Below are 21,967 nucleotides of genomic sequence, written 5' to 3' on the forward strand. Positions count from 1 at the left end.
ATTAGCCTTCCTAAATGTATTACTTACCTTCAACAGGCTTACCAATTTCAAGGGTAGTAGACCAAGGCTGTTTACGCGATAGAGTTTTACCCGAATGAATTGAGATAACAGGGGTATTTTCGTCAAGTACAAAGGTTGTGCGTAACGATTCAGCTGACTCTTTTTGTGTTTGATGCCAATTATTTCCTGCTAAACAAGCTTGGGTAAAATTAACCGCACGGGTGTGATCGGCGACAGCTTGCTGCTGTTGCTCATAGTTGCCTACACAGCGGTAGGTAACATTGTCTTTATCAAGCGCCGTGATTTGACAGTTATCGGCAATTAGGTTGTATTTTGCTGTCCATGTTTCCATGTACTTAGTATTTACACGGCTACGTTTTAAGCCTTCAAAGCGGTTGTCGTAAGCACCTAATAGGGCATTGATTTTCTCGCAAGGTGTTAAGTTATCAATGGCTGCTTGTTGTTCAGTTGTCAGTCCTGTACAACCTGTTAATACAAGGCCAGTTAGTAAGGCGGCGAGTGGCTTTTTCATATCAAGCTATCCTTTTAAATAGCAGTTCCTTAAACGTTTCCTAAAGGATACCTAAGCCCTTGTAAAAATGCTAATAAAGATTGGTGATTACAATTTAAAATGCCCTCGCAAAGGAAGGCATTTTAGTTGCGTATATTAATAAAAGCGTAAGCTTACATCTTAGTTTTACCAGCAATGTTGGTTACTTTTACTGAGCCAGAACCATCACTTAGTAACTCAAAGTTTGCCGCAGTATCAACGCGAATGCTTCCCGAACCATCTGAAACGACAACATCACCCGAAATATCATTTAAGTCGATACCACCAGAGCCATCGTGTACTTCAATATTGCCCTGTGCGTTTGCAACATCAATATTGCCAGAGCCATCATGAATTTTAATATCACGGCTAACATTACGAACATCTATGCTGCCTGAACCATCATTGATTTCTAATGTGCCTTCAATGTCATTTGCGGTAATTGAACCAGAACCATCGTTTATAACGGTATTCGCGACTTTACTAATGATAATTTCACCTGAGCCATCGTGCACATCGACATTAAATGAGCGAGGGATCGCAACGGTTAAATCAATGCGAGTTTGCTTATTGGTATGATATTCACATTGACCTGCACTTAGCGCTGCACTCTTACCTTTAGCTTCAAGCGTTAAGCAATATTCATCATGTGGCTGCTCTTGATAAATCTCGGCTTTAACGCTCACTTGATCACTGTCACTACCGGTAATGTGTAAAAAACCTGAGCCCGCTTCTACTTTTAAAGCACTTAATGATGCTGCATCTAGCGTTAGGTTTTTAGTTGCTTGCAGTGGCATTTCACCCCAAGCAAAAGTTTGTGCTGATAATAAACCTGCGGCAATTAGCGAGAGTGTTTTTACTGTACTTAACATGGTTGTTCCCTTTCATATCTGTGGTGTTATTAGCTTAGTCGCAGCTGCTGATAAAAAAGGTTTAAAGGCTTTAAAAACTTTTTTACACAAATAGGCAAGAAAGCGCGAGCTTCAGGCATTTATGGTTTTTCGCGATGCTTTAGACTGAAATAGTAGACCATAACCTAAGCAAGCCAAGGAGAAACATATGAGTGATTCAGCGCAAACAAACGATATGCAAGTAATTAAGTCAGGTTCTCAAGATCCAATTGCAGGGCCAGCAGAATGTTTCACAGGTAAAGTGCAAATTAGTACTTTATTTAATGCACCAGCACCTGCTCGCGTTGGTGTTGCTGTGGTGGAGTTTTCAAAAGGAGCTCGCACAAATTGGCATTCTCATCCACTCGGCCAAGTATTATTAGTTACAGAAGGTCAAGGTTGGACACAGTGTGAGGGTGGTGAGAAAACAGTCATCAATCCAGGTGATTTAATTTGGTGTAACTGCGGAAAGAGGCACTGGCATGGTGCGACTGCTGATAGTGCAATGAAACATGTAGCAGTTCAAGAAGCACTCGATGGTAAACCTGTTGACTGGTTCGAAGCTGTTTCAGATGAAGATTATTTAGCATAAGGTACATTAAGATGTGTGACAAACATGAAACGCAAGACTTATCACGTCGTAATTTTATTAAAACGAGTTCAGCTTTAGGTGCAGGCCTGTTATTAGGTGGCTTTGCGGCGCCTTCATTTGCAGCATCATCTGAGCAGCTTGCAAATGGCAATATAAAATCTCGTGGCTGTGCGGCTTTTGATAATTCAGGCTTACTAAAACCATGGGAATTCGAAAGACGCCCAGTAGGCGATAACGATATTTTAATCGAAATTAAATTCGCCAGTATTTGCCACTCAGATATTCATCAGATGAAAGGGCATTGGGGCGCACAGCAATACCCTCAAGTACCAGGTCATGAAATTGCAGGTATCGTAACTGCGGTCGGTAAGAATGTGACTAAGTTTAAAGTGGGCGACCGTGCTGGTGTAGGCTGTATGGTTGATAGCTGTCTTGACTGTAATAGCTGTAAAGATCAAGGCGAGCAATATTGCCCAGAAACAAAATTCACTTATGGCTACCCTGATGAACGCTCACCGACTGGTATCACACAAGGTGGTTACTCGAATAACATTGTTGTTCGCGATCATTTTGCAGTGCATATTCCTGAAAACATGAGTTTAGAGCATGCTGCTCCTTTATTATGTGCCGGCATTACAACGTATTCTCCGTTGCTTAAATTTAACTTGAAAAAAGGCGATAAAGTAGGTGTTGTTGGTATTGGTGGGCTTGGGCACTTAGCTGTTAAATTGGCTGTGTCGCAAGGTGCTGATGTCTATGCGTTCACTAGCTCTAAAGATAAAGTAGCCGATATTAAAGCCTTTGGCGCTAAAGTGGTTGTTGTTGACGGTGAAGACGCTTACAACGAGCATAAGTCGCAGCTTGATTATTTAATTAATACCTTGCCAGTGAAATATGATATTGCTAAATATGCATCATTAGTAAAACCATTCGGCACGTATACCCAAGTGGGTATGCCAGAAGAGTTTTCATTAAATATGAATGCATTAGCATTGGCTGCAAGCCGCGTAAACTTTAATGCTTCGTTAATTGGTGATATGCAAGAAACGCAAGAAGTTGTTGATTACTGTGCGAAGAATAATATTCTGCCAGCAACCCAGTTAATCAAAGCCTCTGAAATCAATAATGCATGGCAAAGCGTGGTGGAGAAAAAAGCGCGCTATCGTTATGTAATTGATGCCTCGACATTTTAAATAATTTTTAGATTGAGTAAGCCAAACGCCATACCCAGTATGGCGTTTTTTGTTGTTCCTTTTTTATTCGGTGATTTATCGCTTAAAGAGCGAATACTGCCGTAAAAACATATCATTATTTTTTTCTTTTGCTAACTTAAACTCTTTGGCCTCCATGGAGTAATAATGAAAAAAATAACCTTCCTGAGTACGTTGTTGTGCACTAGCTTTTTTGTTTGTAGCGAAGAAACAGATACAACCTTGAACGCTTATGCCGCTGGGTACGTCGCCAATTTTACCTGTAGTGCCACGTTTAACGCTGGCAAAAGCAAAGATCAAATCAATATAGATGAACTTACCGGTATTTACCCTTTAATAGCAGACCCTGTAAAAACACTAAAAGCGAACATTGAAACTGAGCACAAACGAGTCATTGTTGATTACGATAAAGATAAGCAGCGCATATCGGTGTGGCGGCCTCGTTTAGGCTGTGTTGATTTACCCGTAGGGGCAAGCCTGAAAGCTGCATCACTCGTGCAAGCACCGTTTAAAGAAAACTTAGCCTACCAAAAGGATGATGGTAAGCCTTGGCAAACGCTAAATGGTGTTAATAAAGCGACGGGCAATAAGGCACTTGATGAGGTTATTGCACAAGCTTTTACTCGTCATTATGGTGAAGGCGCACGAACTTCAGCAATTTTAATAGCAAGCCCTGATGCGATTCTAGCAGAGCAATATAAAGCCGGTTTTACCCCTGAAACCGCCCAGCGTACTTGGTCTGTTGCAAAAAGTATTGGCGCGAGCATTATTGGAGTGGCGGTAGCGCAAAAGCGACTTGATGTTACAAAGCCTGCGGGACTTGAAAGCTGGTCTCATCCGCTTGACCCACGTGGCGAAATTACCCTTGAAAACTTACTTCACATGGCATCAGGTTTAGATAGTAATAAAGCGGGTAACCGGACAGACCGTGTGTATATGGGAGGCGGTTTAGTGTCTGATACTGCAACGCATACCGCATTAGAAGTTAAGCCTGGTAGCCGTTGGAAATACGCTAATAACGACACCATGTTAGCGCTACGCACCTTACGAGAAACGTTTAACGATGAGGCGAGCTATTTGCGTTACCCATATGACAATTTACTCGACAAAATCGGGATGCAGCACACGTTTTTAGAGTCAGATTGGCAAAGTGACTATATTTTGTCATCGCAAGTGTGGACTACTTCACGGGATCTTGCTCGCTTGGGGCTATTACACCTGAATAATGGTCGCTGGCAAGGTGAGCAAATATTACCAAAAGACTGGTTAAGTTATATTAGTAAACCAGCCCCTGCTCAACCCCCTGTAACGGCACCAGGATACGGCGCACAGTGGTGGCTTTATAACGAACGTTTTCCTGAGTTACCAAACGATACCATTGCAGCGCGAGGCAACCGTGGTCAATTTTTAGTGATCATTCCAAGCGAGCAGTTAGTGATTGTTAGGCGAGGGTACGACCTTGCAGGACTTAAAGGCTTTAGTGAACATGACTTTACCCGTGATGTTTTAAAAGCACTGGGCAGATAAAGTCAGGCAATAAAAAAGCTACTTTGTGGCGTACAGAAGCAGCTTTGCTAACTGGAGAGTTAGTATCTACTACAAGGGCTCTATAGTGACATCCGCTTGGCCTAAACTTTTAAAGAACTGACTATCGCCCGTTATTTTGCCAAGTTTTATCAGACCATTTGCATAACTTTGCTGCTTATAAAAGAGCGCAAGGTTACCCCAAGGTGCGTAATAAGTGATGTCTCCTGCGTTAGCATCGGTGCCAGCAGGTAAGCCTTGTAGATTTAATTTCTCTGGTAAAGTGGCAATTTTCTCAGCATTGGCAAAGTCTTCTACTTTTAGAGTCAGTGGTAGAAGTTGATAAAAATGCTTAGCGGCATTGTTACTTTCTAGAGTCGCTTGCATAGTTTTGCCGTTACTGGTGAACTTTATTTGCATTTCACTTACCATCTTTACTGCTTTTTTAAATATTGCTTATCTGTTACTGGCTCTAACCAATCAACAACCTTACCGTCTTTTGACTCTTGAATAGCTAAGTGCATCATGGCTGTTTTATCTGTAGCACCGTGCCAATGTTTAACATTAGCAGGAATATGTACAACGTCACCTGGTTTTATAACCTGAGGTTGTCCGTGCCACTGATTAACCCAACCCATACCTGATGTAACAATTAAGGTTTGGCCAACAGGGTGAGTGTGCCAGTTTGTGCGAGCACCTGGCTCAAAGGTTACCATGGCACCAGCGGATTTCGCTTCGCCATGAGCTTGGAAACTAGGCTCGACGCGTACTTTGCCCGTGAAATACTTGTCGAGCCCAGTCATTGGGTACTGAGTGCCATTTTTTTGCACTGTAATTTGCGGTAATTCTAAACGTTGTGAAGAGGCGTTTTCTGCATGACTAAATGCACTCATCGTTAAGATAAGGGTACCGATAATATACTTCATACTTTCTCCATGTGTTTGTAACCTGATGAGAAATCATTTTGGCTAAAAATTGTGCCTTTAAAAAGTACAATGCACGCAAGTTATTGCCTATTAGTCCGAGGGTTAGATTTTTTAACTAGCCAACTTTATGAAATCGAGTGTATAGTTAAGTATCTTAATTTTGATTGGGTTGGTTATGCACTCAGATTATGAAACTCTTGCTAAAATGAGCGCCTCTTTAGCAGATAAAATTGCGCCGCATATAGGTCAGCAAGAAACCGCTGATAGTGTGATTGAGGATTTGTTTTTTTATAGACAAACACAGGCCGCCACCTCTTGTTCAATGTGTGTGGTTGAACCAAGTATTGCACTGGTGCTACAAGGGGCAAAAAGCATGACTTTGGGCGAAGATGTCTTCAAGTATGACCCTCACAAGTATTTGATCACCTCTATTGATTTGCCCGCAAAAATGCAAGTCCTTGAAGCAAAAGACGATGCACCTTATTTAGGCTTAGTGTTAAAGCTTGATTTGGCGATGTTAGGAGAACTAATTTCGCAGGTGCCGCTCGATAAATTAAACAAGCAATCACTGAACAAGGGTATGACTTTAGGTGAGATGACAGAGCCTCTGCTTAACGCTTTTACGCGATTAGTTGAGCTCGTTGATGATCCTGAGTCTATGCCTGTGCTTGCACCATTAATAAAGCGCGAAATTTTTTGGCGTGTACTTAATAGTGAGCATGGGGCGGAGCTTCGCCATATAGTATCGACAGGTAGTCAAGGGCTGAGAATTGCACGTAGTGTTAAATGGTTAAAAGAAAACTATGATCAACCCTTGAGTGTAGAGGACTTAGCGGGTCTTGCGAAAATGAGTAAATCGACTTTTCACCATCATTTTCGAGATCTAACTTCAATGAGTCCGTTGCAATATCAAAAGCGTTTAAGGTTAATGGAAGCAAGAAGGTTGATGGTTGGCGAGAGTATGGATGCGTCAGGTGCTGCTTTTAAGGTTGGCTACGAAAGCCCCTCACAATTTTCTCGCGAGTATTCTCGGTTTTTTGGTTTATCACCAAAACGAGATGTTGAGGCGTTTTTAGCAACGGCTAAATAGCCTGCTACTTATAATACCAATGGGCAATAATAGTTAATTAAGCGAATTGATATAAAAAACGAATGGGCATATCCCTATGTCCCATTCGTTACCATGACACGTTTTAGTTAAAGACTTGCTGTGAAAAATTCAGCAATTTTAGTGAATGGAATTAAACCCACATCATCATATAAATCAACATGACCTGCATTTGGCACAACCAATAATTGCTTAGGCTCAGCAGCTAAATTATAGGCTTGTTGGCTAAACTCAAATGAGTGAGCCTGTTCACCAGCAACAAACAGTAATGGACGTGGTGAAATAGTTTCAATATCGTTAAATGGATAAAAGTTCATAAAACGCACATTGCTGCTTAATGTTGGGTGTGTTGTTAAATCTGCTGATGAACGCTCTGGTGTATATTCGCCACGCTCAGTGCGATAAAAGTCATAAAACTCTTTTGCAATTGGGTGCGAGCTTTCATCAATGTGATGCGGGCAGCCGCCGGTGTACTGCACTTCGCCACCTAGGTACTCAACATTACGTTGCTCAGCGGCTTCATCAAGCATACCTTTACGCATATCAAGGTCGATAGAGTTACCTAAACCATTGCGCGTTGCACCACCCATGTCATACATACTCACTGTTGCTACAGCTTTGATACGTGGGTCAATTTTAGCGGCACTAATGATGAAACCACCACTACCACATACACCTAAACCACCAATGCTTTCTTTGTTGACGTATGAACGGCTAGCAAGGTAATCGACACCCGCACTGAATGACTCTGCGTATAAATCAGGCAGCACTGTATTACGTGGTTCGCCGTCACTTTCGCCCCAGAAGCTAAGATCAATTGCCAAAGTAACAAAGCCAAGTTCTGCAAGTTTAGTTGCATATAAAGTAGCACTTTGCTCTTTTACCGCACCCATAGGATGACCAATTACAAGTGCCGGAAGGTTCGCGCCTTTCTCAGCATTTTTTGGTGTAAAAAGATTACCGACTACATTCATCTGTAATTGGTTTTTGAAAATTACTTTTTCAAAGTTAACAGCATCGCTTTGGTAAAAATTATCCGTTGAGGTAGTCATAACACTCTCCTATTTTGTGATTAACAGGGACTGCAATTTGTTTTCACAATGCAGCTTTGATGAGGTTATTGTCGGATATTTATGCAGTTTGGCGTTATATTAGAACAGTCGATTTATTGCCTAAAAGTGTCGAATGTATAAAAAGCTGCAGCAAGCGCTGCAGCTTATTCATTTACTTATGGCGGCCTTGTAAACAGTTCACCACATCAGCCAATGATAGGCCTTGGCGCTGCAATAACACAGTTAAATGATACAGTAAGTCTGCCGATTCATTGGTTAATTCATCGTTATCATGTTTCATGGCTGCAAGGGCAACTTCAACGCCTTCTTCCCCCACTTTTTGGCAACTACGGCTTAAGTCTTTTGCAAACAAAGACGCAGTGTAGCTTTTGCTTGGATCATCGTCTTTACGCGAGACAATCACTTGTTCAAGCTCAGCTAAAAACGACAAGCTAGGTTTAGCATCATCGCCAAAGCAGCTTTGTGTACCTAGGTGGCATGTTGGCCCAAGTGGGTTTGCCAGTACTAATAGTGAGTCGTAATCACAGTCGGTGTGCACAGAAACTACTTCAAGATAGTTTTCTGATGTTTCGCCTTTGGTCCATAAACGCTCTTTAGAGCGCGAGTAAAAGGTTACTTTTTGTTTGTCGAAAGTGGCAGCTAATGCGTCTTGATTCATAAAGCCTTGCATTAAAATCACCCCAGAGCGTGCGTCTTGCACGATAGCTGGGATCAATTCGCTTTTGGCAAAATCGACTTGAGAAAGAGTGTCTTTGGTTAATTGCATAGTCTTGCCGCTACATTATTATCAGTTAAAAATTGTTTTAGTTCGCCAATATCAATGACGTTCTTGTGAAATACGCTGGCAGCGAGCGCGCCATCAACTTGGCTTTGTTGAAACACATCAACAAAGTCTTGCATCGTACCTGCGCCGCCCGATGCAATTAGTGGAATATCACACAGTGCACGCATTTTTGATAGCTGAACATTGTCGTAGCCTTTACGCACGCCATCTTGGTTCATGCAATTGAGTACAATTTCACCAGCGCCTAGGTCTTGCACGCGCTTAACCCATTCTTCGGTTTTATAGCGAGTACGGCTTGATGCATTAGGATCGCCAGTCAGCTGGTACACTAAATATTCGCCAGTGGTTTCATCATAAAAGCTATCAATACCCACAACTACGCATTGTTTACCAAACTCATCGTGTAGCTCTTTGATAAGCTCTGGGCGAGCAATTGCAGGGCTGTTAATACTGATTTTATCTGCGCCACGTTCTAAAACACGTGCTGCATCGGCAACAGATTTAATGCCGCCCGCCACACAAAATGGAATATCAATGTGGCGCGCAATGTTCTCTACCCAATTGACATCAAGTAGGCGTTTTTCGACGCTGGCACTGATTTCATAAAACACCAGCTCATCCGCACCAGCATCGCTGTATGCCTTGGCAAGCGTTAAAATATCACCAACCACTTCATGGCCTTTAAATTTAACACCTTTAACGACTTGGCCGTCTTTTACATCTAAACAAGGGATTATGCGTTTTGATAACATGCTAACGCCTCCTCAACATTAAAGGCACCATCGAGCAATGATTTACCTAAGATAACACCGCCAACGCCTAGTTTTTTCAGCCTTGCGATATCATCAAGAGAGCTTACACCGCCTGATGCTTGAACTTTAATCTCGCTGTTGTGGTTAGTTAAATCTTCATAAAGTGCAAACGAAGGGCCGGTCATGGTGCCGTCTTTACTGATGTCAGTACACAGAAAATCAACCACACCCAGTGCCACGTAAAAATCAACAAGTTCGAACAAGCCAAACTCAGATTCACTTAACCAACCATGTGTTGCTGGTGCCCAGCCGTTGTCAGTTTTATTAACATCTAGTGCGATAACAAAGTGTTCGCTGCCAAATTTTTCAATCCACGCCTGCACTTGCTCACGCTTTTCAACGGCCATTGAGCCTATTACAACTTGGTTAGCACCGGCTTCAAGCCAGTCAGCAACATCTTGCTCAGAGCGAATACCGCCGCCCACTTGATAAGGTACATTAAGCGCTTTGGTTGCGGCTTGAATATGCTGCCATTGTTTTTTATTTGGATCGCGCGCGCCTTCTAAATCAACTAGGTGCAGTTTGCCTGCGCCGCTGCTTGCGTACTCTTGTAAGCGTGCGCCAAGTTCGTAAGGGTAAAATTGTGCTGTATCATACTTACCTTGGTATAAGCGCACAATTTGGTTTTGTAATACATCGAGTGCTGGAATAATCACGTTTATTTCTCTTATTTTTTGCTGCGCTTACAGCTGCCAATCTAAAAAGTTTTGTAAAAGTCGTGTGCCTACTTTGGCGCTTCGCTCTGGGTGGAACTGCATGCCTGCGTAGTTATCTTTGGCAACAATTGCCGAAAAAGCTTGCCCGTATTCACCGCTTACTAGGGTGGCATCGTTCACTGTGTGAGCAAAGCTATGCACAAAGTACACTTGATCCTGCGCCGATAACCCTTTGGTAAGGGCATGCTCTTTTAGTACGCTTAGGTCGTTCCAACCCATGTGTGGAGAAGTTAATGTACCCACATCTAAATGCTTAACAACACCCGGAATTTTGCCAAGGCAATCGACATTGCCTTCTTCTGTACTATCACAAAGTAATTGCATGCCTAAACAAATTCCCATCAGCGGGCGTTGATATTCATCAATTGCTTGTTGCCAACCACCATCTTTTAAGCGTTTCATTGCAACGGAAGCATGGCCTACACCTGGTAAAATAGCACGTTCAAAGCCTTTTAGTTGTTCAGGTGAGGTGATCACCTCTGGTTTTTCGCCCAAGCGTTCAAAGGCAAAACGAACAGAGTTAATGTTGGCACAACCTGTATTAATTATGGCAATCATAAACACCCCTTAGAGCTTGCTGTTTGTTGTGAAGCATCTTTTGCAATCGCAGCGCGAAGTGCTCTTGCAAACGCTTTAAATAGACCTTCAACTTGGTGATGACAATTACCATCGCTAACCGACAAAATAAGGCTCATGGCGGCATTATCACTTAAGCTTTTAAAGAAGTGCTCAACCATTTGCACGTCTAGGTCGCCCACTTTTTCACGGCTAAAATCAGCATTTAATACAAACGAGGCGCGGCCCGATAAGTCAATTTGCGCTTCTGCTTTACATTCATCCATAGGGAGTGCAAAACCATAGCGACCAATTTGTGTTTTTGTACCTAGCGCTTGTTTAAGGGCTAGGCCAAGCGCAATACCGATATCTTCAACAAGGTGATGCTCGTCAATGTGTAAGTCGCCAGTGGCTTGAATATTAAGTCCGATATTGGCGTGAGTGCGAATTTGGTCAAGCATGTGATCGAAAAAGCCAAGACCAGTGCTAATTTCGCCATTTTTTGTTTGGTCTAAATTAATTTGCACATCGATTTGCGTTTCTTTGGTGTTGCGAGTGACACGGCCTTCACGGTTTGCTGTTGTCAGCTTAGTGACAATGGCATCCCAGCTGCCGTCATACAAAATGCCTTCACAACATAAGTTATTGGCAAGTCCAATATCAGTTTGGCGGTCACCAATCACAAATGAGCGTGCTAAATCGACTTTACCTGAACGCATCAGCTCTGTAAGTAAGCCGGTTTTTGGTTTACGGCAGTCACAATTTTGCTCATCAAAGTGAGGGCAAATCAGAACTTCATCAAATTTAATTCCTTGGCTGTTTAAGATATTCATCATCTTGTCTTGAGCAATATCAAAATCAGCTGTCGGGAAGCTATCAGTGCCTAAACCATCTTGGTTTGAAACCATTACAAGGCGGTAACCTGCCGCTTGAAGTTGTAACAGAGCAGGGATCACATTTGGCAAAAACACTAATTTTTCGAGGCTATCAACCTGTTTGTCGGTGATAGGCTCTTCGATAATCGTGCCATCGCGGTCAATAAATAAATACGGGTTGCTCATGATAATTCCTGTTCTACTGTATTGCTGGTCAGTGATAAGCCATCTAACCAAATTTTTACTTGTTCTAGTTCTTGCTCGTTACCGATAGAAATTCGTAACCAATCATTTTCGCCATACAAGGTGAAGGCACGCATCACGAGTCCTTGCTCAAGTGCGATATTAAATGATTGTTTGTCTTTTAATTTTAAGGTGACAAAGTTACCTTCACCGCTCAGTACTTTGATAACAGCAGGTGATTGCTCAAGCCAGCTTTTCAGTTTGCCTTTTAAGCTATTTAGAATAGTCACCTGACGGCGCATTGAAGCGATGTTGTCACTACTTAATGCATCTGCTGCAATGCTAGCAACCACCGTTGATACAGGATAAGGCGCAATCACTTTACGAATAGGCGCAAGTAGCTCGCTGTTGGCTAAGGTAAATCCAGTTCTTAAACCCGCAAGTGCAAATGCTTTTGATAAGGTTCTTAGTACCACAAGGTTACTAAACTCGTTGATCAGGCTTGCTGCTGTTTGTTCAGGGCAAAATTCTATATAAGCTTCATCAACCACTACAATCGCTTTACCCGCAAGTTGTTGGGTGATTTTTCTGATTTTGTCTAGGCTTGTCATGCTGCCGGTTGGGTTATTTGGATTACAAATAAACACCAACTTTGAATCAGCAACTGCAGTGACAATCTCATCAGCTGTGCCTTTTAATAACAGCTCTTGAGTTAAACCGTTAATCGCAATGTTGTGGGTATCAGCTGTTACTTTGTACATGCCGTAAGTTGGCAAAAAGAGTGCAATGCTATCTTTAGCTGGGCTACAAAAAGTACGTACTAATAGTTCAATACCCTCATCAGCACCGCGAGTCATCAGTACTTGCTCTGGCTCTAAATTAGCATAGCAAGCGTAACGATTGATCACTTGCTGAGGCTGCGGATCTGGGTAGCGGTTTAAATCAGCTAAATTGATATTTGGCGTACGTGAATACGGGCTTTCGTTGGCATTTAACCACGTTGTACCTGTTAGTTTTTCACTTTTCGCTGAACTATAGGCTGTAAGCGCTGCAATGTTATCTGGCAACAGCGTTGTTATTTTTGAATTATCGCTCATTGTTCATAGCCTCAAGACGAATTGAAACAGCATTAGCGTGAGCATCAAGCCCTTCTGCTGCGGCCAAAGGTAAAATTGCTTTAGATAATTCACGTAAACCATTTTTGCTGATGGTTTGCACTGTGTAAGTTCTAAAGAAGTCCAGTAAGTTTAAGCTCGAATAGGTCGCACTGTAACCATACGTTGGTAGTACGTGATTCGTGCCAGACGCATAGTCACCGGCAGACTCTGGGGTGTAATCGCCTACAAATACTGAGCCAGCATTTTTCACTAAGTTTAAATAAGGCTGCGCATCAGCAAGTTGTAAAATAAGGTGCTCAGGACCATATTGGGCAGACACCGCAAAGGCTTGCTCAACCGAGTCGACTAATATCAAGCTTGAGTTTGCAAGCGCTTGCTCGGCAGTGTCTTTACGACTTAATTTTGCTAGCTGCTCAGTTAAAGCTTGCTGTGTTTTTTCAATAATACGTTCGCTGTTACACAGTAAAATAACCTGCGAATCGGCACCGTGCTCTGCTTGCGATAATAAATCTGCCGCAATAAACTCTGGGTTTGCACGCTCATCTGCAATCACTAACACTTCAGAAGGGCCCGCTGGCATATCAATCGCCATGCCCGGAATGGTTTGCGCAACAAGTTGTTTTGCCATGGTGACAAAGCTATTTCCCGGGCCAAAAATCTTGTTCACTTTAGGCACTGACTCTGTGCCGTATGCCATTGCTGCAATCGCTCCGGCGCCACCACTTTCTACAATGGTTTTAATACCACATAGTTTTGCAGCATATAAAATGGCAGGGTTGATGGTTTCATCGGCTTTTACAGGTGTAGTAAGCACAACAGTTTGTGCACCGCTTAATTGTGCAAGCACTCCTTGCATGATCACTGATGATGGCAATGGCGCACTGCCACCTGGCACGTAAATACCTACCGCTTCAATGGCTTGATATTTAAGTTCACATAACACACCAGGTTGCGTTGTTAACTTAATGTCTTTAGGTAATTGTGCTTGGTGAAAACGTTTTACATTGGCGTAGGCCGTTTCGATGGCGGCTTTTAACTCGTTTGATAATAACTGCTCAGCTTGATTAATTTCTTCAACTGGCACTAATAAACGTGGTGTCTCGCGCTTATCAAACTCTTTAGCCATCTTTAACAACGCAGCGTCACCTTCGGTTTTAACTGCATTTAAGATGTCGATGCAAATTGCTTCGACCTCTTTACTTGCAGTAACAGCAGGGCGGGTGAGTACCGCCTGCTGTGCTTGTTGATTTTCCTCATTCCAGCGAAACATGGATTATTACTCCATCATTTTTTCAATTGGCATAACAAGGATTGAGTTAGCACCCAGTGCTTTTAACTGTTCCATTGTTTCCCAAAATAGAGTTTCGCTGCTAACCATGTGCAGTGCTACGTAATCGTCGCTACCAGCAAGTGCTAACAATGTTGGCTGGCCAGTACCTGGTAGTAAATCGCACACTTCATCAAGCTTTGCTTTTGGTGCGTGTAACATAATGTATTTACTTTCTTTAGCTTGACGAACACCACGTAGACGCGGCATTAGCGTATTGATTAAATCAAGTTTACTTTGGTCTTTAAGGTCTTTGTTTTGAATTAAACATGCGTTTGATTCTAAGATGGTCTCGCCTTGCATTAGGCCGTTTGCTTCTAATGTTGCACCAGTAGATACTAAATCACAGATTGCATCAGCTAAACCTGCACGCGGGGCTACTTCAACAGAACCCGTTAACATTACCGTGCTTGCGTTAATGCCTTCGCGTTTTAGGTACTGGCTCAAGATTTCTGGGTAGGTAGTGGCAATGCGTTTACCTTCAAACCAGCTTTTATCTTGCGGACCAAGTTCTTGTGGCCATGCAAGTGCTAGGCGGCAGTAACCGAAATCAAGTTTAGAAAGTTTATTTACTTCGAATGCTGCGCCTTGGCGTTCGCGTTCGGCTTGTACTTCAACAAGTACGTTTTCGCCAACGATACCTAGGTCACACACACCGTCCATTACAAGGCCCGGAATATCGTCATCGCGTACACGAAGTACATCAATTGGCATGTTGGTAGAGTGTGCGATTAAACGTTGTTCACGAAGGTTTAATTTAACGCCTAATTGCTTAAGTAATTCTTGGCAGTCTTTTGATAAGCGGCCACCTTTTTGGATGGCGATTCGTAAACGATTGGTATTGCTCATTATTTATTTTCCTTTAATTCAAAAACTAAAAACCCCAAGGGAACCTCAGGGCGAAAATAAATAATTTGGTTGATTGCTCGCCAGAGGTTCCTTTTAGGAATAACCTCTCAGCGAAAAACCTGACAGGCTATTCCGGTGAATGATGGTGATGATGGATAGTTGTCAGATTGAAACGCATAATTTTTCCTGTATTGCACTCGTTTATGTAAACCAGTGCGTATATCTGTTTAAATAATTTACGTATATAGATAAACATGCTTTGCTAATCTTTGGCAAGCATTTTTTTTCTAAATTAAAGTATAAGCTATAACTGCCGATAATAAATGGAGTGATAGGAGGTACAAATGGATATCATGATCCCCTTTTTAGGTCGCATAACGCGCTTACAGTTGGAGAGTAAAGGCGCGTTTCACATTGCGGGCGTAAAAGACGCGAACGTGCAGCGAATTGAGCTCGAAAAACGGCAAAAACGTGAAATTGAACGACGTAAAAAAGCTGCTGAAAATGGCGATAAAAACAGTAAAAATGCTATTGAAGAAGATGAAGAGGGTAATAAGCACCTAGATACCTGGGCTTAAACGAAAGCCAAATTTTTCTGCAACAGTTGCGCAATTTCTGCTAACGTTTAAGTAAGTTCATTTATATTTTACAGGGCAGATTAATGGATAAACCTGCAGTGCCATTGAATGAGCAAGCTCGCCTTGACGAATTGCGTTCGCTTGAAATATTAGATACGCAAAGAGAACCTGTTTTCGACAGAATCACACGCCTTGCTCAGCAATTCTTTTCAGTGCCAATTTGCATCATAAGTTTAGTTGATGAGCAACGTCAGTGGTTTAAGTCTTGTGTTGGTTTAAATGTCACTGAAACTGCCCGAGATATCTCTTTTTGTGGCCATGCAATCCTACAAGACGAACCTTTTGTGATTAATGATGCGTTGAAAGACAAAAGGTTTGCAGATAATCCGCTAGTAGTTGGAGAGCCACATATTCGCTTTTATGCGGGATGCCCAATCATCCTTAAATCAGGTAATTGTATTGGAACACTGTGTATTATTGACTATAAACCACGCACATTGAGTAATAAAAATCTTCAAGCGCTGAAAGATTTTGCTGCAATTATTGAGCGTGAATTTGCAATATTGCAACTTGCTACAATGGACGAATTGACCTTGCTCCCTAATCGTCGAGGTTTTACAAGCACTGCTGAGCATTATTTAGATTTGTGTATTAGGCAGCAATTAAATGCCAAATTGGTATTTATAGATTTAGATAACTTCAAATACATTAATGATAACTTTGGGCATTCTGCTGGTGATAGAGTTCTGAAAGAATTTGCATCATTACTAAAAGAATACTGCCGAAAAGCAGACTTATATGCACGTTTGAGTGGGGATGAGTTCGTGATTCTTTTCACTGATTTAAATACCTCAGAATGCGAAACAATCATGCAACGTCTACTTCAGTCATTTTGTAATTTACCTTCGAGCTTTACAGGTCAAAGCATATTGAGTTTTTCTTATGGAATTGCTGATTTTTCGGGCCAGCAACCCTGTTCACTTGCAAAGCTATTAGCTGTTGCTGATAGCAGAATGTATAACGCAAAGGTACAAAAAAAGGCTCAATTATGAGCCTTTTTAATGACTAATGGCATACTCACTGTTGCGTTTTAGCAGATTGAATACTGCTTTGGATCAATGGTGAGATTGTTAAGCCTTGTACAATAATCGAAAAAATCACAACTACATAAGTCACTATTACTATTAGGTCATGCAAGTCAGACCCTGCAATCATCACTTGATCGCGTGGGATGGCAGCTGCCATTGCTAGTGCTAATCCACCACGCAGGCCGCCCCAAGTTAAGATTTTTACCGAGTGTTTATCGTATTGACGATACTTTTTAAAGAATACAAATGGCGCACCTACACTTATAAAACGCGCTAATAACACCACAGGTACCATGAGTAGACCTAAACCGATTTCTTCAAAGGTAATAGGCATAGTCACGATGAGCATACCGATGATCAAAAACAGCAAGGCGTTTAAAAAACTATCGGTGGCATGCCAAAAGTCTTTTACATAACGGGTATCTTCAGGCCCTGTGCGCTCTGTTGCCTTTGAGCGGGTAATATTGCCAAGCAAAATACCACTGGTAACCATGGCAAGTGCGCCCGATATTTCCCATATATTTGCCGCAGCAAAACCAGCGGTTGGGATGGTCAAAGTTAGAAGTAACCGAATATTCACATCGCGGCTATTGATGATCAAAAAGTGCCCAACCAATGCAATGACTAAACCAAACACAATACCGCCAATGGCATCCACTAAGAACAGCTCAGCAACATCAGCAAAAGTTGCTTCGGTGCCATAAAAGGCCACTGAAAATATGGTGGTGAATATGACTAAGCCAATACCATCATTAAACAAAGACTCACCTTCAACTTGCACAGAAATTCCTTCTGGGGCTCGCATTTGTTTAATAATGGCTAACACGGCAATCGGATCGGTTGGGCTTATTAATGCTCCAAATAGCAAGCAATAAATAAACGGCACTGGCCAGCCAACAAAGGCAAATAAGTAATAACTTAAATAACCGACTATGACCGTGGAGGTTATGGTTGAAAATAGCACTAATGCAGTTATCTCCCATCGTTGTTTACGAAGGGCTGCCAAGTTGATTTCCAATGCCCCTGCGAATAGCAAAAACCCAAGCATGCCTTTTAATAGCAACTGATTAAAGTTGATACTAGAAACAATCTGAGTTATTTCGAGGGCCGTTGTATCACCAAGCATTTTAACGGCAAGAATAAGTAGCAAAGAAATAACAACAGAGCCAGTTGTTATAGCAATCGTGGTTTGCATTTTGAGGATATATTGATTAGCAAAAGCAATAAAAATAGCTAATGCTGAAAGAAAACAAATGAGGTACCAAGCATTCATTGTTTGACCTTAAATATTTTTATAACAAGACGCAGAAAGCTGTCACTTTCTGGCCGCATATAGTACGCCTCTAATATAGGTATGTCACAGTGTTTATGCGATTTTTATGACTTTTTAGAGTAAAAATACTTGATGCTGATTGCATATGTATAATTGCTGTTAAAAATGTCTAAAAAGAGACATAAAAAGCCCTGCAAAACATGTAGCATTGATAAGTTTAGTTAGGTCAATTTGTTGAACTGGGCAGATTCTTGACTGGTATTTATAGCCCTGATTGGATAAGGAATCACAATGCCTTCTTCGGCGTAACGTTTATGGAGTGCTTTTATAAACGCTGATTTAACCCAAAATCGGTTGAAGTACTCTTTTGCTCTTAGCATCACCGTAAAGTTAATACTTGATTGATCAAAGGTGTGAAACACCACAAAAGTATCGTAGTCATCGACACCCCATTGATGACTTTTTAAAATCTGTCTGGCAACATCCAAAGTCACTTGCTCAACTTTTTCAAGATCTGAGCCATAATGAACACCCACCTCAACGGGGACGCTGAGTTCTTTTTCGGGATAAAAGTAATTAATGATGCGTGATTTAGACAGCTGACTATTTGGGATAACTATCATGTTATTCGGCAACATTTTTACCCATGTAGAGCGCCAACCAATTTTTTCAACAAAACCTTGGTCGCCACTTTCAAGTTCTATAAAATCGCCAACCCGAATAGGTTTATCAATCACCAACTGAACGCCTGAAAAGAAGTTTTCAAGTGTCGGTTGCAAAGCCAAAGCAACAGCAAGTGAGGTAATGCCCAAAGAGGCAATAATCGGAGTGATTGAAATCCCCAACGTGCCCAATAACACCAATAAGCCAATACAGACTATTGCGCAGCGGATCAAGCCTTTAATGATGCTATGACTATTCGAAACAACCACTGAGCGGGCACTGTAATAATCAACGGTGCCAAATAAGAAATGGTCTAAAAATAACACTAAGGCAAAAATACAAATGGCTTTAGCGGTGGCTGCAATGGGTAAGGGGTGTTCGGCCATAAAGCCGGTGATGTTTAATAACTGACCAAAAATGATCACAAGCACCATCATTGTGCACAAGGTCAATGGTGTAGAGAGTGAGTTAACCAGCAAGGTATCGAACACAAAATCAGTTCGTTGGGTCCATTTTTTTAGGCAATAGATAATTACAAACTTTAATAAAAACAGGGTTATGGCGGCTAGTACAGTGCCGCCAATGACGACCAGCCAAGGCTCATTTAGCCATTCATTTTGTATTAGTTCAGTAATCATACTTAGTCCTTAAACCCTAGATACTTGCGATAGCTGCAAGTTATGTACCTAGGCTTTTTGGTTAATAGCTGAATTTTTAGCGATGAATCACAAATGGTAAGGTGAGCAAAATAAATACAAATAAAAGGTACAAATGTTTATTAAATGTTATCTTTTTGTATCAATAAATTTACATTTAAGTTGTACCTGTTAACATTTAATAAACCTGAAAATGCTTATCTTGCTGTTAATTATAGTGTTTTAAATTAGAGCTAATACTTTACTTGTAAATTTTTTGTTTCATTTTCAATTTCGCTCCATTCAATCTAGGCTGGTCACTAATCGGGAACAGTGCAGTCCGGTTACTAAGAAAATATTAAATACATAACAATCTAACGGAGCGTAAACGTGAATTTATCTAAAATCACATTAGCAACTCTTGCTGCTTTTGCTTTGACTCAAGCAACAAGTGCAGTAGCTGCGAACAAGAAATACCTAAACGAACAAACAGGGATTAACCAAGCTTTGCAAACCAATGCGTCATCGGTATTGAGTGCAAATCCTAATCAGTTAGTTGGTTTAGGTGCAGGGAATGATTTAGTTGTATTAAAAGAAATCAAAACCAGTAACGGCAACACCACTCGCCGTTATCAACAGATGTATCAAGGTCTACCTGTCATTGGCGATACGGTTAGCCTTACATTTGATGGTAATGGCCAATTAAAACGTGCACATGGTGCTGCGGTATATGATATTGCCGCCGACATCGATTCTGTCTCTCCGGCTCTTAACAAGAAAAAAGCAATGGCGAAAGGTCTTGCTAACTCACCTGCTGCAATTAAATCAGTTGGGTTAAAAAAGCATAATGAACAATCACGTTTAGCTATTTGGCTAGATGAAGATAGTGTTGCACACCTAGTGTATGAAGTATCTTATGTGACTTATGGTGATAACCCATCTCGTCCGTATCAAATTATTGATGCCAACAGCGGTGAAGTCTTATTCAGCTTCGATAACTTACAACATGCTAGTGCAACAGGCCCAGGTGGTAACTTAAAAACCGGTAAATACATTTACGGTACTGACTTTGATAGCCTAGATGTAACCCAGTCTGGCAACACTTGTACGATGAATAACGCTAACGTAAAAACCATTAACTTAAATGGAAGTACGAGTGGTTCTACAGCATATTCGTTTACATGCCCTGAAAATACCTTTAAAGAAATTAACGGTGCGTACTCACCTTTAAATGATGCGCATTATTTCGGTAACGTTATTTTTAATATGTATAACGATTGGGTCGGCACTGCGCCATTAACTTTCCAATTGCAAATGCGCGTTCATTACGGCAGTAATTACGAAAATGCGTTTTGGGATGGCAGTGCCATGACCTTTGGTGATGGTCAAAATACCTTCTACCCACTGGTTAGTCTTGATGTCTCGGCGCATGAAGTAAGCCATGGTTTTACCGAACAAAACTCAGGCCTCGTTTATTCAGGTAAATCTGGTGGTTTGAACGAAGCGTTCTCTGATATGGCAGGTGAAGCGGCTGAGTTTTATATGAAAGGCTCAAACGATTGGTTAGTGGGTCAGGAAATCTTTAAAGGTAACGGTGCACTACGTTACATGAATAACCCAACCCAAGATGGCAGCTCGATTGACCATCAAAACAATTACTACTCTGGTATGGATGTGCACTACAGCTCAGGTGTATTCAACAAGGCATTTTATAACCTTGCAACCACACCAGGTTGGGATACGCAAAAGGCATTTGTTGTGATGGCGCGTGCTAACCAACTTTACTGGACAGCCAGCACAAACTGGGATTTAGCAGGTAATGGCGTGATGGATGCGGCGTGTGATTTAAGCTATGACCCAGCCGATGTTCAAGCGGCACTTGCGGCGGTGGGTGTGACTTCAAGCTTAAGTGCGGGTAGTAGCTGTGGCACGACTGAGCCACCTCCAAGCGGTGATGAAGAACTAACTAATGGCGTTGCGCGCACAGGGATCAGTGGTGCAGCGAAAGATCAAATGTTCTTTACTCTTGAAGTGCCAGCAGGTGCAACGAATTTACAATTCAATACAACTGGTGGAAGTGGTGATGCAGATCTTTACGTTATGTATGGCGCAAAACCAACACTGAGCAACTTTGATTGTAAAAGCACTTCATCTACTAGCACAGAAAGCTGCGCTATTAGTAATGTGCAAGCGGGTACTTACTATGTAATGGTAGAAGCGTGGAATCAAATTTCAGGTGTATCACTTACAGGTAGCTTTGATTCGGGCAGCGGTGGTGGTGTAACACCAATTAACCGCACTGAGTCTAACTTAAGTGTTGGTACAAATAGCTGGACTCGTTTCACGCAAGACCTCGATGCGGGTTACTCGTCACTGGATGTGACTATTTCTGGAGGCTCTGGTGATGCTGACTTGTATGTGAACTTTGGTTCGCAATCGACAACATCTAGCTATGACTGCCGTCCTTATAAAAACGGCAATAGCGAAACCTGTACATTTACAAACCCACAAGCGGGTACTTGGTATATCGACCTTCGCGGCTATCGCGCTGCAAGTGGTGTAACTCTCACCATTTCGGCTAACTAGCCACCCTTTTAGGGAGCTTCGGCTCCCTTTTTTATTTTATTAAAATACAGA

General features: G+C 41.8%; 22 protein-coding genes. 7 read left to right on the forward strand and 15 right to left on the reverse strand.

The genetic code is table 11. The features are described 5' to 3' along the window. Positions 1 to 19 precede the first annotated feature (19 nt). Both L1264_RS05820 and L1264_RS05825 read right to left on the reverse strand, forming a co-directional pair. A complete protein-coding gene (locus L1264_RS05820; protein ID WP_138557700.1) occupies positions 20 to 532 on the reverse strand; it encodes a hypothetical protein in 513 nt (170 codons plus the stop codon). A 152-nt stretch (positions 533 to 684) separates the two neighbouring features. Then, positions 685 to 1,422: a hypothetical protein gene (locus L1264_RS05825; RefSeq protein WP_235403771.1), complete on the reverse strand. Its 738-nt coding sequence runs from the start codon at positions 1,420 to 1,422 to the stop codon at positions 685 to 687. Positions 1,423 to 1,609: 187 nt separating this feature from the next. Here L1264_RS05825 and L1264_RS05830 point away from each other — a divergent pair, with 187 nt between their 5' ends. The 3 genes from L1264_RS05830 to L1264_RS05840 all read left to right on the forward strand — a co-directional run bounded on the left by L1264_RS05830 (position 1,610) and on the right by L1264_RS05840 (position 4,770). After that, entirely contained in the window at positions 1,610 to 2,032 is a 423-nt protein-coding gene (locus L1264_RS05830) for a (R)-mandelonitrile lyase (protein ID WP_055021700.1), read from the forward strand. 11 nt (positions 2,033 to 2,043) lie between these two features. Continuing rightward, positions 2,044 to 3,225 carry an NAD(P)-dependent alcohol dehydrogenase gene (locus L1264_RS05835; protein ID WP_235403772.1) on the forward strand — a complete coding sequence of 394 codons (1,182 nt, stop codon included), beginning with the start codon at positions 2,044 to 2,046 and terminating at the stop codon, positions 3,223 to 3,225. A gap of 165 nt (positions 3,226 to 3,390) precedes the next feature. Then, complete coding sequence (locus L1264_RS05840; RefSeq protein WP_235403773.1) at positions 3,391 to 4,770, forward strand: serine hydrolase domain-containing protein; 1,380 nt, start codon at positions 3,391 to 3,393, stop codon at positions 4,768 to 4,770. A 69-nt stretch (positions 4,771 to 4,839) separates the two neighbouring features. On the opposite strand, the gene L1264_RS05845 is transcribed toward L1264_RS05840, so the two are convergent. Together L1264_RS05845 and L1264_RS05850 are read right to left on the reverse strand one after the other, a co-directional pair. Next, complete coding sequence (locus L1264_RS05845) at positions 4,840 to 5,187, reverse strand: cyclophilin-like fold protein (RefSeq protein ID WP_062565934.1); 348 nt, start codon at positions 5,185 to 5,187, stop codon at positions 4,840 to 4,842. Between the two features lie 14 nt (positions 5,188 to 5,201). Continuing rightward, positions 5,202 to 5,693 (reverse strand): (R)-mandelonitrile lyase, encoded by a 492-nt coding sequence (locus tag L1264_RS05850; RefSeq protein ID WP_235403774.1) that lies wholly within the window; start codon positions 5,691 to 5,693, stop codon positions 5,202 to 5,204. A gap of 175 nt (positions 5,694 to 5,868) precedes the next feature. Between L1264_RS05850 and L1264_RS05855 the strand changes: the two genes are divergently transcribed. Further along, positions 5,869 to 6,783: an AraC family transcriptional regulator gene (locus tag L1264_RS05855; protein ID WP_235403776.1), complete on the forward strand. Its 915-nt coding sequence runs from the start codon at positions 5,869 to 5,871 to the stop codon at positions 6,781 to 6,783. A gap of 107 nt (positions 6,784 to 6,890) precedes the next feature. Here L1264_RS05855 and L1264_RS05860 read toward each other — a convergent pair whose 3' ends face one another. The 9 genes from L1264_RS05860 to hisG form a co-directional block, all read right to left on the reverse strand. After that, positions 6,891 to 7,853, reverse strand: a complete 963-nt coding sequence (locus L1264_RS05860; protein WP_235403778.1) for an alpha/beta hydrolase — start codon at positions 7,851 to 7,853, stop codon at positions 6,891 to 6,893. A gap of 172 nt (positions 7,854 to 8,025) precedes the next feature. Next, the gene (gene hisIE / locus L1264_RS05865; protein ID WP_062565657.1) at positions 8,026 to 8,640 is read right to left on the reverse strand and encodes a bifunctional phosphoribosyl-AMP cyclohydrolase/phosphoribosyl-ATP diphosphatase HisIE; all 615 of its coding nucleotides are present in this window, start codon (positions 8,638 to 8,640) and stop codon (positions 8,026 to 8,028) included. Next, on the reverse strand, positions 8,631 to 9,410 hold the full coding sequence (gene hisF / locus L1264_RS05870) for an imidazole glycerol phosphate synthase subunit HisF (RefSeq protein ID WP_054563887.1): 780 nt from the start codon (positions 9,408 to 9,410) through the stop codon (positions 8,631 to 8,633). Before hisF ends, hisIE begins: the two co-directional genes overlap by 10 nt. After that, positions 9,392 to 10,126, reverse strand: coding sequence for a 1-(5-phosphoribosyl)-5-[(5-phosphoribosylamino)methylideneamino] imidazole-4-carboxamide isomerase (locus tag L1264_RS05875; protein ID WP_235403780.1), 735 nt, complete (start codon positions 10,124 to 10,126; stop codon positions 9,392 to 9,394). The genes hisF and L1264_RS05875 overlap by 19 nt, the downstream gene beginning before the upstream one ends. A gap of 27 nt (positions 10,127 to 10,153) precedes the next feature. Continuing rightward, on the reverse strand, positions 10,154 to 10,744 hold the full coding sequence (gene hisH, locus L1264_RS05880; protein ID WP_135926405.1) for an imidazole glycerol phosphate synthase subunit HisH: 591 nt from the start codon (positions 10,742 to 10,744) through the stop codon (positions 10,154 to 10,156). After that, positions 10,741 to 11,802: a bifunctional histidinol-phosphatase/imidazoleglycerol-phosphate dehydratase HisB gene (hisB, locus tag L1264_RS05885; RefSeq protein WP_235403781.1), complete on the reverse strand. Its 1,062-nt coding sequence runs from the start codon at positions 11,800 to 11,802 to the stop codon at positions 10,741 to 10,743. Before hisB ends, hisH begins: the two co-directional genes overlap by 4 nt. Beyond that, positions 11,799 to 12,896 (reverse strand): histidinol-phosphate transaminase, encoded by a 1,098-nt coding sequence (gene hisC, locus L1264_RS05890; protein ID WP_235403782.1) that lies wholly within the window; start codon positions 12,894 to 12,896, stop codon positions 11,799 to 11,801. The genes hisB and hisC overlap by 4 nt, the downstream gene beginning before the upstream one ends. Beyond that, complete coding sequence (gene hisD, locus L1264_RS05895) at positions 12,886 to 14,187, reverse strand: histidinol dehydrogenase (protein WP_135926408.1); 1,302 nt, start codon at positions 14,185 to 14,187, stop codon at positions 12,886 to 12,888. Before hisD ends, hisC begins: the two co-directional genes overlap by 11 nt. A 6-nt stretch (positions 14,188 to 14,193) precedes the next feature. Further along, complete coding sequence (gene hisG, locus L1264_RS05900) at positions 14,194 to 15,093, reverse strand: ATP phosphoribosyltransferase (protein WP_135926409.1); 900 nt, start codon at positions 15,091 to 15,093, stop codon at positions 14,194 to 14,196. A gap of 344 nt (positions 15,094 to 15,437) precedes the next feature. Here hisG and L1264_RS05905 point away from each other — a divergent pair, with 344 nt between their 5' ends. After that, positions 15,438 to 15,671, forward strand: coding sequence for a hypothetical protein (locus tag L1264_RS05905; RefSeq protein WP_063529102.1), 234 nt, complete (start codon positions 15,438 to 15,440; stop codon positions 15,669 to 15,671). Between the two features lie 83 nt (positions 15,672 to 15,754). Further along, complete coding sequence (locus L1264_RS05910) at positions 15,755 to 16,723, forward strand: sensor domain-containing diguanylate cyclase (RefSeq protein ID WP_138557692.1); 969 nt, start codon at positions 15,755 to 15,757, stop codon at positions 16,721 to 16,723. A gap of 25 nt (positions 16,724 to 16,748) precedes the next feature. Here L1264_RS05910 and L1264_RS05915 read toward each other — a convergent pair whose 3' ends face one another. Further along, on the reverse strand, positions 16,749 to 18,032 hold the full coding sequence (locus tag L1264_RS05915; protein WP_199527743.1) for a cation:proton antiporter: 1,284 nt from the start codon (positions 18,030 to 18,032) through the stop codon (positions 16,749 to 16,751). 221 nt (positions 18,033 to 18,253) lie between these two features. Further along, positions 18,254 to 19,333: a mechanosensitive ion channel family protein gene (locus L1264_RS05920; RefSeq protein ID WP_135926412.1), complete on the reverse strand. Its 1,080-nt coding sequence runs from the start codon at positions 19,331 to 19,333 to the stop codon at positions 18,254 to 18,256. Between the two features lie 387 nt (positions 19,334 to 19,720). Here L1264_RS05920 and L1264_RS05925 point away from each other — a divergent pair, with 387 nt between their 5' ends. Next, positions 19,721 to 21,916, forward strand: coding sequence for a M4 family metallopeptidase (locus tag L1264_RS05925; protein ID WP_235403783.1), 2,196 nt, complete (start codon positions 19,721 to 19,723; stop codon positions 21,914 to 21,916). The last annotated feature ends 51 nt before the right edge of the window (positions 21,917 to 21,967 follow it).

The sequence above is a fragment of the Pseudoalteromonas sp. APAL1 genome, assembly GCF_021532475.1.
Lineage (GTDB): Bacteria > Pseudomonadota > Gammaproteobacteria > Enterobacterales > Alteromonadaceae > Pseudoalteromonas > Pseudoalteromonas lipolytica_C.

What these genes read in the sequence shown, in the direction of transcription:
- hisD (WP_135926408.1), bottom strand. Translation starts at nt 14,187, where the DNA reads ATGTTTCGCTGGAATGAGGAAAATCAACAAGCACAGCAGGCGGTACTC.
- L1264_RS05845 (WP_062565934.1), bottom strand. Translation starts at nt 5,187, where the DNA reads ATGCAAATAAAGTTCACCAGTAACGGCAAAACTATGCAAGCGACTCTA.
- L1264_RS05915 (WP_199527743.1), bottom strand. Translation starts at nt 18,032, where the DNA reads ATGAATGCTTGGTACCTCATTTGTTTTCTTTCAGCATTAGCTATTTTT.
- L1264_RS05835 (WP_235403772.1), top strand. Translation starts at nt 2,044, where the DNA reads ATGTGTGACAAACATGAAACGCAAGACTTATCACGTCGTAATTTTATT.
- hisB (WP_235403781.1), bottom strand. Translation starts at nt 11,802, where the DNA reads ATGAGCAACCCGTATTTATTTATTGACCGCGATGGCACGATTATCGAA.
- hisH (WP_135926405.1), bottom strand. Translation starts at nt 10,744, where the DNA reads ATGATTGCCATAATTAATACAGGTTGTGCCAACATTAACTCTGTTCGT.
- L1264_RS05855 (WP_235403776.1), top strand. Translation starts at nt 5,869, where the DNA reads ATGCACTCAGATTATGAAACTCTTGCTAAAATGAGCGCCTCTTTAGCA.
- L1264_RS05825 (WP_235403771.1), bottom strand. Translation starts at nt 1,422, where the DNA reads ATGTTAAGTACAGTAAAAACACTCTCGCTAATTGCCGCAGGTTTATTA.
- L1264_RS05920 (WP_135926412.1), bottom strand. Translation starts at nt 19,333, where the DNA reads ATGATTACTGAACTAATACAAAATGAATGGCTAAATGAGCCTTGGCTG.
- L1264_RS05860 (WP_235403778.1), bottom strand. Translation starts at nt 7,853, where the DNA reads ATGACTACCTCAACGGATAATTTTTACCAAAGCGATGCTGTTAACTTT.
- hisG (WP_135926409.1), bottom strand. Translation starts at nt 15,093, where the DNA reads ATGAGCAATACCAATCGTTTACGAATCGCCATCCAAAAAGGTGGCCGC.
- L1264_RS05840 (WP_235403773.1), top strand. Translation starts at nt 3,391, where the DNA reads ATGAAAAAAATAACCTTCCTGAGTACGTTGTTGTGCACTAGCTTTTTT.
- L1264_RS05910 (WP_138557692.1), top strand. Translation starts at nt 15,755, where the DNA reads ATGGATAAACCTGCAGTGCCATTGAATGAGCAAGCTCGCCTTGACGAA.
- hisIE (WP_062565657.1), bottom strand. Translation starts at nt 8,640, where the DNA reads ATGCAATTAACCAAAGACACTCTTTCTCAAGTCGATTTTGCCAAAAGC.
- hisC (WP_235403782.1), bottom strand. Translation starts at nt 12,896, where the DNA reads ATGAGCGATAATTCAAAAATAACAACGCTGTTGCCAGATAACATTGCA.
- L1264_RS05830 (WP_055021700.1), top strand. Translation starts at nt 1,610, where the DNA reads ATGAGTGATTCAGCGCAAACAAACGATATGCAAGTAATTAAGTCAGGT.
- L1264_RS05820 (WP_138557700.1), bottom strand. Translation starts at nt 532, where the DNA reads ATGAAAAAGCCACTCGCCGCCTTACTAACTGGCCTTGTATTAACAGGT.
- L1264_RS05905 (WP_063529102.1), top strand. Translation starts at nt 15,438, where the DNA reads ATGGATATCATGATCCCCTTTTTAGGTCGCATAACGCGCTTACAGTTG.
- hisF (WP_054563887.1), bottom strand. Translation starts at nt 9,410, where the DNA reads ATGTTATCAAAACGCATAATCCCTTGTTTAGATGTAAAAGACGGCCAA.
- L1264_RS05850 (WP_235403774.1), bottom strand. Translation starts at nt 5,693, where the DNA reads ATGAAGTATATTATCGGTACCCTTATCTTAACGATGAGTGCATTTAGT.